Raw genomic sequence first — 14419 nt, 5'->3', positions numbered from 1 at the left:
AAAATCTTAGGATAAAGTTATATAATATTCACCTCTCTCTCCAGTTCTATACCGAATTTTTCTTTTACGGAATTAATGATTTCAGTTGAAAAATCGAATATTTCCTGACCTGTTGCATTTCCTGTTGCGTTAATAATAACCAAAGACTGCAATTGATGTGAAGCAACATTTCCGATTTGTTTTCCTTTCCAGCCACATTGTTCGATTAGCCAGCCTGCGGGAACTTTTACAAATTCTCCGTTTGGATATCCTTGAATATTTTCAAATTTTTGCTTCAATTCTTCAAATTGAGCTAAAGGAATCGTTGGATTTTTAAAAAAACTTCCTGCATTTCCGGTAACTTTTGGATCGGGAAGTTTGCTTTGTCTGATGTTGATAACAGCTTTTGAAACATCCTGAATGGTTGGATTTTCAATTCCTAAATTTTCAAGTTCAGATTTTATTGCGCCGTATTCGGTTTTGATGTTGTGATTGTCTTTTGTTAATTTAAAAGTAACTTCCAAAATCACATATTTTCCTTTGCCTTCCTGCTTAAAAATAGAATCTCTATAACCGAATCTGCATTTTTCAATGTCAAAAGTTTCAACTTCTAATGTTTCCAGATTTAAAACTTTACAGTCTACAAAAATATCTTTAATCTCAGTTCCGTACGCTCCGATATTCTGCATCGGTGAAGTTCCTACATTTCCCGGAATTAATGATAGATTTTCAAGTCCGCCAAGGTTTTTATTTAAACAGAATAGAACGAATTCATGCCAGTTTTCTCCGGCTTTTGCAGTAACTAAAACTTCATTGTCGTTTAAGCTTTTTTCAGAAATACCCTTTAGATTAAGTTTAATAGCTAATCCATCAAAATCTTTGGTAAACAAAATATTACTTCCGCCTCCTAAGAAAAGGAGTGGGAGGGCATGAGAGTTTGAGAGTTTGAGAGTTTGCTTTAATTCTTCAATTGAATGTACTTCAACAAAATATTTTGCTTTGGCTTCTACACCGAAAGTATTGTAAGGTTTTAGAGAAAAATTTTCGTGCATGGCATTATTTGTATTCTTTGGGAAGAATTTTTTCTAATTGATCTTTGAATTTTTGAAGCTGATAATAATGAATCGTATCATTATATGAATTGACGAATACATGAGAGCTTTTTAATGTCTTGATCTGAAAAGTTTCATCCATTCCGTCCTGAGCCTGTAAACTTTCTGAACTTTTGATTTTGTCCAGCGTTTTTATATCAATAGATGAGGTTAATTTTTTCCAGGTTTGTGGGTCAATGGCAGAATTCCATTTTTTATGGATTTTTGAAGAAGTCGCTCCCTGCGTCAGATTGATGGAATCTTTTGTTAGTTTAATAATCTTATAGTTTCCTAACTTTCCGCCAACATTTGAAAAACCGATGAATGTGATTTCATTCTTATTGTTATCGGCTTTTGATAGGGTTTCTTTCTGACAAGAAAAAAATATCAGCAATAAAAATGTTGAAAATAACATCTTCAAAGTATTGATCTTTATTGCTGACATCTTTATTAAATATTAAAGGTGAAACTCTAATTTATATTTTTCAAGAGCATCTTTTAAAATTTCGGCACTTCTTATCAAGTCCTGTTCTTTTAAAACATATGCAATTCTTACTTGTTTTTTACCTAATTCAGGATTGCTGTAAAATCCTCCGGCTGGTGCAACCATGATAGTTTCATTATTAAGAGAATATTTCTCTAGCAACCATTGAGCAAATTTTTCTGTATCGTCTACAGGAAGTTCGGCAACACAGTAAAATGCACCTTTTGGTTTTGGACAGATCACTCCAGGGATAGCATTTAGTTGATCAACCAAAACGTTTCTTCTGTGAGTATATTCTTCTCTTACCGCTCTAATGTATGCTCCGTCATTCTGGTGCGCTGCTGTTGCTGCAATTTGTCCCAATAAAACCGGGCTTAATCTTGCCTGAGCAAAAAGCATTGCCGCATCATGTATTTTTTTAGAACGTGTAAGCAGACATCCGATTCTTACACCGCACATTGAGTAACGCTTAGATTCAGAATCAATGATGATACAGTTTTCACTTAATTCAGGAAAAGCAAGCATTGAGATTTGTTGTTTTCCGTCATACACATATTCTCTGTAAACCTCGTCCGAGATTACAACGATATCATATTTTAAAGCAATTTCTGCTAATTTTTGAAGTTCTTCACGAGTGTAAAGGTAACCTGTTGGATTTCCCGGATTACAGATAACAATCGCCCTTGTTTTATCTGTAATTTTCTTCTCAAATTCTTCAATTGGAGGAAGTGCAAATCCTGTTTCAATAGTTGAAGGTACAGCAACTACATTTACATTGAAAGTACTTGTAAATCCATTATAGTTAGCATAATATGGTTCAGGAATGATTACTTCGTCACCGTCGTCACATAACGTTGAAATCGCGAAGTTCAACGCTTCAGAACCTCCATTTGTTACAATGAAGTTGTCGGGTGTAAGATCTGTGAAATCTAATGAATGATAATATTCTGTAAGTGCTTTTCTGTATTCTATATTTCCTTCAGAAAGAGCGTATTCTAATACTTTTAAATCAATGTTTTTTAAAGCATTTAAAGCCGTTTCCGGAGTTTCAATATCAGGCTGTCCGATATTAAGGTGATATACTTTTACTCCTTTCTGTTTTGCTTTAAGGGCAAAAGGAACCAGTTTTCTTACTGGTGATGGCGGCATGTGTTGTGCTCTGTTTGAAATATTCGGCATTGTTCAAAAATTTGTATGACAAAAATAACATTTAATTCTTCAATAATAAAATAATGAATAGATGCTTATTAATTGAATTTTTGAATCTGTAGTGTTTCTTTTATATTTTGATGAAATATTTATGCTAATTAATTTTTTAGTTTTAATTATTTATTTTAAAAATTTAAATTATAATGAGGTTAATATGTTATTTAATGTTATTTGTTTAAAATAAATATGTTAATATGTGTTTTATATTGTTTTTTTATTACATTTACAGCGATAATTTTAAGTAATATGAAAAGAAAGCTATTTTTTGGAGCATTAAATGCTATTGCTCTTTTGTCGGCATCCTCTATGATGGCGCAAAATTTTCAAACAATGCCTATACAATCCGGCTATAATGCTGATGTAATTGCTAATGGAGTAGGCTCTTCTTCGATTTCTACCACTACGGATGTTGACGGCGTTTCTTTTGCTTTTGTAGCGAGAGATTTTCTTCTTACATCTTCCAGTACTGCTCTTACGTATGGGATACCTTCGGATGGAATGATTAATTCTGTGGTTGCAGGTACTCCTGGACTGAGTTTTAAACTTGGAGATTTAAGTGGTAGTAATTCCTTAAGACTTGCAAATGCAAATGATACCGGAACTTTAGTATTTTCTACACCAAAGGCAGCGGTTACTTTGTACATGCTTTCAACCAGTGGAAGTGGAGCGTCTACAGCGAATGTAGTTGTGACCTTTACAGATAATTCCACTCAGACCTTTACCAACGTAAGTGTTTCTGACTGGTACGGCGGAACAAATTTTGCCATTCAGGGAATTGGTAGAATCAATAGAAATACAGATGTTTTAGAAGCAAACGCAACAAATCCAAGATTGTATCAGAATGCATTGGCGATTGATGCGGCTAATCAAACAAAACCAATACAAAGTGTAACGGTAACTAAAACTTCTACAGCTCAGGGATATACAAACGTTTTTGCATTCTCTGCAGAAGCTTTCTCTGATTGTTCGGCACCTACTTTACAGCCTGTAGGAACTTTAACGGCAAATTCAGCTCAGGTTTCTTGGACGGTACCGGCTACTACCCAAGCTTCAGGATATGAAATTTACTACAGTACTTCAAATACAGCTCCTACAAGTGGAACAGCTCCAACTCTTACTAATATTCCTGGGACAAGTACAACAATAGGAAGTTTGTCTGCGAATACAGTGTATTATTATTGGGTAAGAACGAAATGTAATAATTCAACAGGTCAAAGTGTATGGTCGTTCTCAGGAACATTCAAAACAATGTGTGGTCCTATGACGACGATGTTTGAAAACTTTGATTCTTATGGTACAGGAAATATAGTTCCGGATTGTTGGGCAAGAATTGTTAATACTACGGGATCTCAAACGATCACCAGCACTTCACCGGCTTCGGGAACAAGAAATATTTATCAGTACAGTACAACGGCGCAAAATTCTACGTATGTTGTGTTGCCTCAGTTTAGTAATATTAATGCAGGAACGCATTGGTTGAGATTTAAAGCGAGAGTAAGCACATCACCGGGAACTTTAGATGTTGGATATGTTACTGATGCTACGAATTCTGCAACTTTCACATCTATCCAAACATTATCTATATCTAATATTGTATATACAGATCCAAATGCAGAATATAAAGTAATCGTACCTTCTTCTGTACCTGCAAATGCAAGATTGGCTATCATGAATAAAAATGACGGAAAATCTTATTATTGGGATGATGTATATTGGGAAGCAATACCTTCTTGTCTTACACCAACTGCGGTTGTTGTTTCTAATATGAGTACTGTTTCTGCTGATGTAACATGGACGGCACCTTCTCCGGCTCCGGCAAATGGATATGAATATTTTATTTCTACAAGCAGTACTGCTCCAACAGCTACAACACCAGCTTCAGGAACTACAGCACTTACTACATTAAGTATTTCTAACCTTACTCCAAATACAACTTATTATGTTTGGGTACGTTCGGTTTGTAGTGCATCAGATTCAAGTGTATGGTCTTATCCGGTTACATTTAAAACATTATGTGGACCAATGACGTTATTGTCTGAGAATTTTGATTCTTATGGAACAGGTGATATTGTACCTGATTGTTGGATAAGATTAGCAGGAACAGGTAGCCAAACACTTACAACAACTACACCAGCTTCTGGAACAAGAAACGTTTATCAGTATACAGCTACTACTTCTACACCTACAACGGTTGTTCTTCCGGTATTTAGTAATATTAATGCGGGAACTCATAAGCTGAGATTTAAAGCAAGAGTTACAACTACCGCAGGAGCTTTGCTCAATGTTGGATATGTGACTAATACAGCAGATGCAAGTAGCTTTGTATTGCTTCAGGCTTTACCAATTTTGAACACTGCTTATACAGCTGCTAACTCAGAATATACAGTAACTGTTCCTTCTTCAGTTCCTGCAAATGCAAGACTAGCTATAAAGAGTCCTAATGACGGGAAATCTTATTATTGGGATGATATCTTCTGGGAAGCTAATACATTAGGAACTTCTGAGGTTGGTACTAAGAAATCACTTTCTGTATATCCAAATCCGTTCAGAGATGTAGTATATATTTCTGATATGAAAGATGTGAAGTCAGTAACAGTTAATGATGTTTCAGGAAGAGTTGTTAAGCTTATTGATAACCCTGGAAAAGAACTTAATTTAAGTACATTGAATTCAGGTTTGTATTTACTATCAATTACTTTCAAAGACGGTTCCAAATCTGTTACGAAGGTTATTAAACAATAAAATTTTTAGACTTAAATAAACAGGGAAGGCAGTTATATTTTATATATAGCTGTCTTTTTTTATTTAATTAAAATTGTACGGCAGGGTTCATATAAATTTTGTTATTTTGAAAATTGTAAAAACCGAATTAAAATGCAAATTAAAGCAGATTCTGTAGAAGATTATATTTCGAAAATTCCTGAGGAAAGACAAGAAATATTCAAGAAAATATTTGATACAATAACCGATAATTTACCTGAAGGTTTTCAGAAAGGAGTAAGCTATGGAATGGTTGGTTGGGATGTTCCTTTGGAAACTTATCCTGCAGGCTATCATTGTACGCCGGGTTCGCCGCTTCCGTTTATGGGATTGGCTTCTCAAAAGAATTTCATCGCGTTTTATCATATGGGAATGTATGCAAACCCTGAACTGCTGGATTGGTTTGTAGCCGAATTTCCCAAACATTCTAAAAGAAAACTCGATATGGGAAAATCATGCGTCCGTTTCAAGAAAATGGATGATATTCCGTTAGAATTATTAGCTGAGGTGAGCAAAAAAATGACTGTACAAGACTGGATTTCTATTTATGAGACACAACTTAAAAAATAATTTTTTATTTAAAATATTGGCCATTTTTGTTTTAATACTGATGTCAGGATGTAAAAATTCTGCACTTTCAGATTTAAAAAATGGAGATCTGCTTTTTGTTACCGCAAAAGAAACCGGATTATCAGGAGCTATTAATAATGTAACGCAAAAACAGAAAACCGCCTCTTTTGATCATATCGGAATTTTAGAAAAGAAAGGAAATGAAGCATTTGTTCTTCATGCCGCTCCAAAAGGTGGTTCGCAAAAGCAAAATTTAAAAGATTTTCTAAAAGATCAGGCGAATGACGGACAAAGAGTTGTTTTGTATCGTTTAAAACCTGAATATCAAAATACAATTCCTGCTGCCATTCAAAAAGCAGAAAGTATGTTGGGAAAACCTTATAATTTCAATTATATTTTAGATGAAAACTCTTATTACTGTTCAGATTTTATTGAAAGAGCTTTTCGAAAAGACAATATTTTTAAATTAGAACCGATGACTTTCATTGATCCTAAAACAGGGAAAACCAATGAATTTTGGGAACAATTCTATCAAAAGAAAAATCTTAAAGTTCCAGAAGGTGAGTTAGGTTGTAATCCAAATGGATTAGCCGCATCAGATAAATTGGAAAGAATAAAGGAATTATAATAATTAGAAATTAGATTAAAAATAAATCTCTTCTTAAATATTCAGATATTTATAAACAGTACATATCAATAGGAACGGGCTTTAGCCCGTTTTATTTTTGCCAAAATTCCAAAGGCTTTAGCCAAAACTTAATAAATAATGTGTTAAAATTAAAAATTAATAGTCTACTAATTTGGTAGACTAATATTTTTTTATATTTTTGTCAAAGATTTAAAACAAATGAGATGAATTAAATCAAGAACAGTCTAACCAAAAAAAATATTTAGTTATGATTACACCAAATCCAACTGTGCAGGTTTTACACAACAGAATTAATCTGCAAAAAAGAGAATTGATATTAGAAATAGAGTTAAATGGCAAAATGAAATTCGAACATTTAATGAATACTATTTATAATCAGTTCGGAATTTATCACAAGGTGTTATCGGCTAATGTGGAGTACGTCAACGGGCGTAGTTTTGGTTCGGTTCAATTATATATTAATGTAACTTCAGAAGAGTATCAGGAGCTTGAGTTCTTTCTGAATAAAAATAAACTTCTAAATACGACTGTAGAATATCTCTGCAGAAAGTATTTTTAGGGGAGGTTCATATAGTTTTAATTACGAAAGTGTTCAGTTTACTGAGCGCTTTTTTTATTTTAAATTATAATTAAAAAAAGGTTATTTTTAAGCTAAATTAAAATCGAAATCTATGATCATTCTAATTATTGTAATCGCATTAGCTGTAATATTTCTTCTTTACGGAGTTTCCATTTATAACCGATTGGTAAAACTGAGAAATCTGGTTCAGGAAGCTTGGAGCAGTATCGATGTAATGCTTAAAAAACGTCACGATCTTATACCGAACCTTGTAGAAACGGTAAAAGGTTACGCTACCCACGAACGCGAAACATTGGACAGTGTGACAAGAGCAAGAGCTCAGGCTGTTGGTGCTAATTCTGTAGAATCTAAGGAAGCTGCGGAGAAGAATCTGAATCAGGCAATGGTGAATTTACTCGCTGTTGCAGAGCAATATCCGGATTTGAAAGCAAACACAAATTTCCAGCAATTGCAATCTGAACTGACTTCCATAGAAAATGATATCGAAAAATCAAGAAGATATTACAACGGAACCGTTCGTGATAACAATACATTGGTAGAATCTTTTCCTAGTAATATTATCGCCAACATATATAAATTCGTAAAATCTCCATTCTTCGAATTAGAAAATGCTGCAGAAAGAGAAGTTCCAACTGTAAAGTTTTAAAGAATGAAAAAGTTTTTAGTACTTTTTTATTTGCTGACTTTTACGCTCGCTTTTTCGCAGGAAGAAGATAGTTTAAGTGATAACAAAAATGGAATTGAGCGGATCACTTCTTTTCATTCTGATATTAATGTTGATAAAAAATCTGCGCTGAATATTACAGAAAACATCAACGTTCACAGTCTTGGAATTAATATCAAACGAGGAATTTATCGTGCACTTCCTTTATCGAGAAATTTAAATAACAAAACTCAGAAAGTAAAATACGATATCATCTCCGTAAAAAAAGATGGAGTAGAGGAGGATTATCATGAAGAAACGGGAGACGGTTATCTGAAAATCTATGTCGGAAATAAGGATGTAATTCTAAGTCCGGGCGATTATAAATATGAAATAAAGTATAAAACAGAAAATCAAATCGGATTTTTTGATAAATACGATGAGGTATATTGGAACGTAAACGGGACGGTCTGGGATTTTGCAATAGACACAATTTCTGCAAAGGTCACACTTCCTGAAGGCGCAAAAATTCTTCAAAATTCATGTTACACGGGTTCTTACGGAAATAATTCTCAAAATTGTACTTCTAAAGTTTTGTCAGATAATTCTATGGAATGGGCTGCAACTAATTTAGCTCCGAATGAAGGATTGACAATTGCCGCAGGATTTCAAAAAGGAATTATGATTCCTCCGCCACCACCAACTTTTCTAGAAAAATTTGGAATTTTAATTGGCGGATTGATCATCTTTTTAGGTTTGATTTTCTATTACTTTTCAACATGGAGAAAATATGGTGTTGATCCACAAAAACCAACGGTTTATCCACAATTCAACGTTCCGGAAGACCTTTCACCGGCTTCAATGGGATATTTGGAAAATGAAAGTTTTAAAAATAAATTTCTAACCGCCTCAATCGTCAATCTTGCTGTAAAAGGTTATGTGAAAATTATTGAAGGCGAAGATTCGGGAATTTTAGGTTTGTTCAGTACAAAGACATTTACTTTAAATAAATTAAAAGAGCCCGATCAGGCTTTACCAAAAGAAGAGATCAATTTAATGAATACTCTTTTCACGGGAAATGATACGTTAAAGTTTGATGGAAAATATAATTCAAAAATTGAAAATGTAGTCAATAGTTTCAAAGGAACATTGGCATTTCAGCATGATAAATTTTTAAATGAAGGGAATAACTTTTCAAAAGTTGTTGTGCCGATTTTAATCATGACGGTTGTATATGCTTTAGGTTTATTTATAAGCTATAAAATAGATCCGGAGCCGGAAAAAATGGCTGGTGGAATAGCTGTATATGTTATTTCTTTAATCATATTTTTTGTAGTATCATTTTTGTCAAGCAGAGTTTCATGGAAATTTTTAATTCCTATTCCAATCTTTGTTATCATTGGATTGATTGGTTTTATTAAACTAGGAAACGGCGGAAGTGAACTCATTAATTTTGGAGTTTGTTACTTCTTTATTATTCTAGGATTTACTTCTTTGATGATCTATCAATATGTAATTAAAAGACCATCAGAAGAAAAATTGAGACAAAAATCTTTAATTGAAGGTTTCAAAATGTACATGGGAGCAGCTGAAAATGAACAGTTGAAATTTCACAATCCTCCTCAGATGACGCCACAGGTTTTCGAAACTTTATTGCCTTTTGCAATGGTTTTGGGAGTTGACCAGATCTGGGGAGAAAAATTTGATGCGATGGTGAAAAATATGGCAAACGGAACAGAATATGTTCACGCCTGGTACGTTGGAAGCTCCATCAATCATTTAAGTTTTGGAAATACACTGAACTCAAGTCTTACCAATTCCATAAGATCTGCAGCTACACAACCATCCAGCTCAAGCAGCGGTTCCGGTGGTGGTGGATTCTCCGGCGGTGGCGGCGGAGGCGGTGGAGGAGGAGGCTGGTAATCTGAACTTCTCGAAAAAATAAAAAGCGTTCAAAATTTTGAACGCTTTTACTTTATAATACAGGTTAAAAACTAATATCTAAATTCTAACCTCTAATTTCTTATCTTAAATTCTTTCAATATCAGCTCCGATGGCTTTCAATCTTCCGTCAATATTTTCGTAACCTCTGTCGATTTGCTCAATATTGTGGATAATTGATTTTCCTTCCGCAGAAAGTGCAGCAATAAGAAGTGCATTTCCGGCTCTGATATCAGGAGAAACCATTGTCGTTCCTCTTAATGGAGCTTCTTGATTAAGTCCGATCACAGTTGCTCTGTGCGGATCACAAAGAATGATCTGCGCGCCCATGTCGATTAATTTATCAACGAAGAATAATCTTGATTCAAACATTTTTTGATGAACCAAAATACTTCCTTTTGCCTGAGTTGCCACTACTAAAATAATAGACAGCAAATCCGGAGTGAATCCCGGCCAAGGTGCATCAGAAATCGTTAAAATAGATCCGTCAATAAATTTCTGGATCTTATAGTTTTCCTGAGCAGGAATATAAATATCGTCGTTGCTTTGTTCAAGCTGAATTCCTAGTTTTCTGAATGTGTTTGGAATAACGCCAAGTTGGTTCCAGTTTACATTTTTAATGGTAATTTCAGATTTTGTCATAGCCGCAAGACCGATCCAAGATCCGATCTCAACCATGTCCGGAAGCATGGTGTGTTCAGTTCCGTGAAGATGGCTTACTCCTTCAATTGTTACTAAATTAGAACCGATGCCAGAAATATTAGCACCCATTCTGTTCAGCATTTTACAAAGTTGCTGAAGATAAGGCTCGCACGCAGCGTTATAAATTCTTGTTTTACCTTTTGCCAAAGCTGCCGCCATTACGATATTGGCAGTTCCTGTTACAGAAGCTTCTTCCAGTAAAATAAATTTACCGTTAAGTTCTTTAGCTTTTAATGAATAAAAGAATTCCTGTTCATCGTAATGGAATTCTGCACCAAGTTCTACAAGTCCCTGAAAGTGAGTATCTAATCTTCTTCTTCCGATTTTGTCACCACCCGGAGTCGGCATATAAGCTTCACCATATCTTGCCAACATTGGACCCATTAGCATGATAGAACCGCGAAGTTTTGCTCCGTCTTTTTTGAATTCGTTGGATTTTATATAATCGAAGTTTACTTTATCAGCCTTGAAAGTGTAATCACCATGTCCGTTTTTGGTTACTTTTACACCAAAATCTCCAAGAATTTCAATCAGTCTGTTGACATCATGGATATCCGGAATGTTTTTAATTCTTACCTCTTCATCAGTTAATAAAACTGCACACAAAATTTGAAGAGCTTCATTCTTAGCTCCCTGTGGAGTAATTTCACCTTGCAGTCTTTTTCCTCCTCTTATTTGAAATGTTCCACTCATTTACTTTCTGTTATTGTTGTTAGTGTTGCTTCTGTTATTGTTATTATTGTTGTGCCTTCTTTTATTGGGCTGATTTTGGTTTCTGTTATTATTGCTGTTACTTCTGTTATTGTTGTTTCGGTTGTTATTACTTGTGTAATAGATCTTGCTCTTTTCCAACGATTCTATATTGGTAAGATCCAGTCTGTTGGCCGATAACTCTTTCAAATGACGGAAGATCACATCATCTGTAACATGTTCTTTATTATAAACATTGTAAGACTTCTTCATATTATTGGCAATTACCTCCTTCAAAGCTTCTTTTTCGTCGCCAGGTTCCAGTTCTATTGCTTTTTCTATTAATTGAAGAATACTTTTTCCGTAAAATTTAAAATCTCCCTGTAATTTAGGGTATTCCATTGTTTTTGGTTTCTCTGCCAATTGCTCTCTTGTAGGAAACGGATATGGTGAATCTACATCCAGATCATAATTAGCTAAAATAAAAAGATGATCCCAAAGTTTATGTTTATAATTGTCTTCATCACGAAGTTGTGGGTTTCTCTGACCCATAAAATCGATGATCGCCATCGCCATTTCGCTTCTTTCATCCCTGTCAGAAAGCTCTTTGCAACGCTCAACCAACTGTTGTATTATTCTGCCGTATTCGGGCATATGAAGCTGGGTTTTTTGGGTATTGTATTCCATAGTATGCAAATATATGGATTAATGGAAAAATTGTACCGAAAATCTTCAAAGTTTATTATTTTTTAATAAAGATCTGAATAATGGATTGATAGAGTTTATTATTTAATGTAAAAATTATTTCACTCAAATAAGAATTTATTTCAATAAAAGTGTAATTTCGTTATTAGTTTAATAATTAAAACATTGTATATGAAAAAAACACATTTCTTACTTTCTTTTTTAGCATTAGGCTTTATTAATTCTTGTCAGAATAACGATGAGATTGTTGATAAAAATCCTGAACAACTAGAGATCCATAATAAAACGGTAAATGTTACCACACATGATGGGCGACCTTTTAGTACCGGAAGTTCTGGTTCAGTAAATGGAAAATTTATTTCGGGTCCTGGTGGTGGAGTCTTAATGCAGGGATTTTATTGGGATGTTCCGGATGGAGGAAATTGGTGGAACACTGTAAAAACTAAAGTAACCGATTGGTCAAATGCAGGAATTGGTGCAATTTGGCTTCCACCAGCTTCAAAAGCTCAGAATGGAGCCTACTCAATGGGCTATGATCCAACAGATTACTACGATTTTGGAAATTTTAATCAAAATGGAAGTGTTGAAACCCGTTTCGGTTCAAGATCAGAACTGGAAGCATTAATTACAAAAGCGCATACCGAGAATATGCAGGTTTATGCTGATATTGTAATTAATCATAACAGTGGAGGTCAATCTCAGGCAAATCCTTTTACAGGAACAAACACGTGGACAGATTTTTCAGGAGTCGCATCAGGAAAATTTCCTAGAAGCTATAATGATTTCTACAAAAACTCTTACGGAAATAATGATGAAGGAGCATTTGGAGGTTTCCCGGATTTATGCCATGCAAATCCTTACGTTCAGGATTGGCTTTGGGGCAGAGATGATTCTGTCGCAAAATATTACAAAAACGTAATGAAATTTGATGGCTGGAGATTCGATTATGTGAAAGGTTTCGGACCTTGGGTTGTTAATACGTGGAATGCCAATGTTGGCGGGTTTTCTGTTGGAGAATTATGGGATTCAAACGTGAACACATTAGAATGGTGGGCAAACAATGCCAACAGTTCTGTTTTCGACTTTGCAGCCTATTATAAAATGGATGAAGCTTTCGATAACGGAAATCTGAATGCATTAAATGACGACATGATGTGGAAAAGAAATCCTTACAAAGCCGTAACTTTTGTTTCGAATCACGATACGGATATTATCAACAATAAAATGTTGGCTTATGCTTACATTCTAACTCATGAAGGATATCCTACAATTTTCTACAGAGACTACGAAGAATGGCTGAATAAAGAAAGGTTAAATAACCTGATCTGGATCCACAACAACAAAGCAACCGGAAATACATCAATTCTGTATACGGATAATGATGAATATATTGCCAGACGTAACGGTTACAATGGTAATCCGGGATTAGTAGTTTACATAAACAATTCATCAAGCTGGCAGGAAAGATGGATTCAAACCAATTGGGCAAGTCAACAAATTAAAGACTTCACAGGAAGCTCAACTTGGTATCCGACGACACAAGGTGATAAGTGGGTGAAAATTCAATGTGCCCCGAACAGTTACTCTGTTTGGTCATTAAATCAATAAATACTCACAAAATATTTCCCACAGATTACAGAACTTACAGAAAAATAATCTGTGGGATTAGTGAAGATCACTTCAAATTTTTAGTATCATATATAATAAAGAAAAGCAGAGTCATTAAACTCTGCTTTTTTCTTTCACGAATTGTCATTGCGAGAAGCGAAGCGACGAAGCAATCTCAAAAACAAATACTCATACCCTCCAATTCTCAAACCCTCCCACTTAAGAATCCTTAGGAGCTTCATCCAGCTATCCACTCATACTCCTCGCGCCATCGCCTTCTTTCAGATCCGGCTTCTTGCTGTGGGGTAACCGTTTCTATCTGGGCTAGGGTAATAGGCGTCCTTATTATTCTTTGTCATCATAGAATTTCCCCAATCCTAAAATTGATCTATAAAGCTATAGATTCATACTCTCAAACTCTCCCACGCTAACCCTCTATTCTAAGATCTGTGCAAATCTGTGAAAATCTGTGGGAGATAAAAAAGGCATCCTCAAGCATAACCTCTCACGACTCCCAACCTCATAGGTTTTCAAAACCTATGAGGTTTAATTAGAACATACCTTATATATAGTATACCTATTATATAATAAGGATATCTTTTTCAAATCCCTTCAAACGCCTTTTACTCCTCACAAACCCTTATTCTTACACCTTTCAAAAAGATAATCGAATCCTGTGGATAAGTACCACTATCTCTACAAACTAAAGTATACCAATAAATTACAGTCATAACTTTTCCACAATAGGAGTTTTACATGAACATTATGTTAAATAGATTTGGAGTGGTAGGGTATAATGGAGTACTTT

At 34.6% G+C, this 14419-nt stretch carries 12 protein-coding genes; 7 read left to right on the top strand and 5 right to left on the bottom strand.

The window, feature by feature from the left end; translation table 11 throughout:
- Positions 1–17: 17 nt before the first annotated feature.
- The 3 genes from murB to SB689_RS15105 are packed head-to-tail and all read right to left on the bottom strand — an operon-like array spanning position 18 to position 2733.
- Positions 18–1031 (bottom strand): UDP-N-acetylmuramate dehydrogenase, encoded by a 1014-nt coding sequence (gene murB / locus SB689_RS15115; RefSeq protein WP_410692928.1) that lies wholly within the window; start codon positions 1029–1031, stop codon positions 18–20.
- Positions 1032–1035: 4 nt separating this feature from the next.
- Positions 1036–1515 carry a hypothetical protein gene (locus tag SB689_RS15110; protein ID WP_410692927.1) on the bottom strand — a complete coding sequence of 160 codons (480 nt, stop codon included), beginning with the start codon at positions 1513–1515 and terminating at the stop codon, positions 1036–1038.
- Positions 1516–1527: 12 nt separating this feature from the next.
- Complete coding sequence (locus SB689_RS15105) at positions 1528–2733, bottom strand: pyridoxal phosphate-dependent aminotransferase (protein WP_123980430.1); 1206 nt, start codon at positions 2731–2733, stop codon at positions 1528–1530.
- A 276-nt stretch (positions 2734–3009) separates the two neighbouring features.
- Here SB689_RS15105 and SB689_RS15100 point away from each other — a divergent pair, with 276 nt between their 5' ends.
- The 6 genes from SB689_RS15100 (at position 3010) to SB689_RS15075 (ending at position 9888) form a co-directional block, all read left to right on the top strand.
- Positions 3010–5505 (top strand): fibronectin type III domain-containing protein, encoded by a 2496-nt coding sequence (locus SB689_RS15100; protein ID WP_410692926.1) that lies wholly within the window; start codon positions 3010–3012, stop codon positions 5503–5505.
- Positions 5506–5637: 132 nt separating this feature from the next.
- Positions 5638–6093, top strand: coding sequence for a DUF1801 domain-containing protein (locus SB689_RS15095; RefSeq protein ID WP_410692925.1), 456 nt, complete (start codon positions 5638–5640; stop codon positions 6091–6093).
- A 40-nt stretch (positions 6094–6133) separates the two neighbouring features.
- On the top strand, positions 6134–6721 hold the full coding sequence (locus SB689_RS15090) for a YiiX/YebB-like N1pC/P60 family cysteine hydrolase (RefSeq protein WP_410692924.1): 588 nt from the start codon (positions 6134–6136) through the stop codon (positions 6719–6721).
- 268 nt (positions 6722–6989) lie between these two features.
- Positions 6990–7301, top strand: a complete 312-nt coding sequence (locus SB689_RS15085) for an NIL domain-containing protein (RefSeq protein ID WP_410692923.1) — start codon at positions 6990–6992, stop codon at positions 7299–7301.
- A gap of 112 nt (positions 7302–7413) precedes the next feature.
- Complete coding sequence (locus SB689_RS15080) at positions 7414–7968, top strand: LemA family protein (protein WP_410692922.1); 555 nt, start codon at positions 7414–7416, stop codon at positions 7966–7968.
- 3 nt (positions 7969–7971) lie between these two features.
- Positions 7972–9888: a DUF2207 domain-containing protein gene (locus SB689_RS15075; protein ID WP_410692921.1), complete on the top strand. Its 1917-nt coding sequence runs from the start codon at positions 7972–7974 to the stop codon at positions 9886–9888.
- A gap of 105 nt (positions 9889–9993) precedes the next feature.
- Here the strand turns inward: SB689_RS15075 and murA are convergent, their stop codons facing one another.
- Both murA and SB689_RS15065 read right to left on the bottom strand, forming a co-directional pair.
- A complete protein-coding gene (gene murA / locus SB689_RS15070; RefSeq protein WP_410692920.1) occupies positions 9994–11301 on the bottom strand; it encodes a UDP-N-acetylglucosamine 1-carboxyvinyltransferase in 1308 nt (435 codons plus the stop codon).
- Positions 11302–11985, bottom strand: a complete 684-nt coding sequence (locus SB689_RS15065) for a DUF4290 domain-containing protein (RefSeq protein WP_410692919.1) — start codon at positions 11983–11985, stop codon at positions 11302–11304.
- Between the two features lie 189 nt (positions 11986–12174).
- Between SB689_RS15065 and SB689_RS15060 the strand changes: the two genes are divergently transcribed.
- On the top strand, positions 12175–13611 hold the full coding sequence (locus SB689_RS15060; RefSeq protein ID WP_410692918.1) for an alpha-amylase: 1437 nt from the start codon (positions 12175–12177) through the stop codon (positions 13609–13611).
- Positions 13612–14419: the final 808 nt, after the last annotated feature.

It is taken from the genome of Chryseobacterium sp. SIMBA_038, assembly GCF_046535115.1.
Taxonomy (GTDB): domain Bacteria; phylum Bacteroidota; class Bacteroidia; order Flavobacteriales; family Weeksellaceae; genus Chryseobacterium.
Note: the sequence above shows the minus strand (reverse complement) of the source record. Positions and strands in the feature narration are given on the sequence as shown.

Coding starts and splice junctions, on each gene's coding strand:
- murB (WP_410692928.1), bottom strand. CDS start 1,031: ATGCACGAAAATTTTTCTCTAAAACCTTACAATACTTTCGGTGTAGAA.
- SB689_RS15110 (WP_410692927.1), bottom strand. CDS start 1,515: ATGTCAGCAATAAAGATCAATACTTTGAAGATGTTATTTTCAACATTT.
- SB689_RS15105 (WP_123980430.1), bottom strand. CDS start 2,733: ATGCCGAATATTTCAAACAGAGCACAACACATGCCGCCATCACCAGTA.
- SB689_RS15100 (WP_410692926.1), top strand. CDS start 3,010: ATGAAAAGAAAGCTATTTTTTGGAGCATTAAATGCTATTGCTCTTTTG.
- SB689_RS15095 (WP_410692925.1), top strand. CDS start 5,638: ATGCAAATTAAAGCAGATTCTGTAGAAGATTATATTTCGAAAATTCCT.
- SB689_RS15090 (WP_410692924.1), top strand. CDS start 6,134: ATGTCAGGATGTAAAAATTCTGCACTTTCAGATTTAAAAAATGGAGAT.
- SB689_RS15085 (WP_410692923.1), top strand. CDS start 6,990: ATGATTACACCAAATCCAACTGTGCAGGTTTTACACAACAGAATTAAT.
- SB689_RS15080 (WP_410692922.1), top strand. CDS start 7,414: ATGATCATTCTAATTATTGTAATCGCATTAGCTGTAATATTTCTTCTT.
- SB689_RS15075 (WP_410692921.1), top strand. CDS start 7,972: ATGAAAAAGTTTTTAGTACTTTTTTATTTGCTGACTTTTACGCTCGCT.
- murA (WP_410692920.1), bottom strand. CDS start 11,301: ATGAGTGGAACATTTCAAATAAGAGGAGGAAAAAGACTGCAAGGTGAA.
- SB689_RS15065 (WP_410692919.1), bottom strand. CDS start 11,985: ATGGAATACAATACCCAAAAAACCCAGCTTCATATGCCCGAATACGGC.
- SB689_RS15060 (WP_410692918.1), top strand. CDS start 12,175: ATGAAAAAAACACATTTCTTACTTTCTTTTTTAGCATTAGGCTTTATT.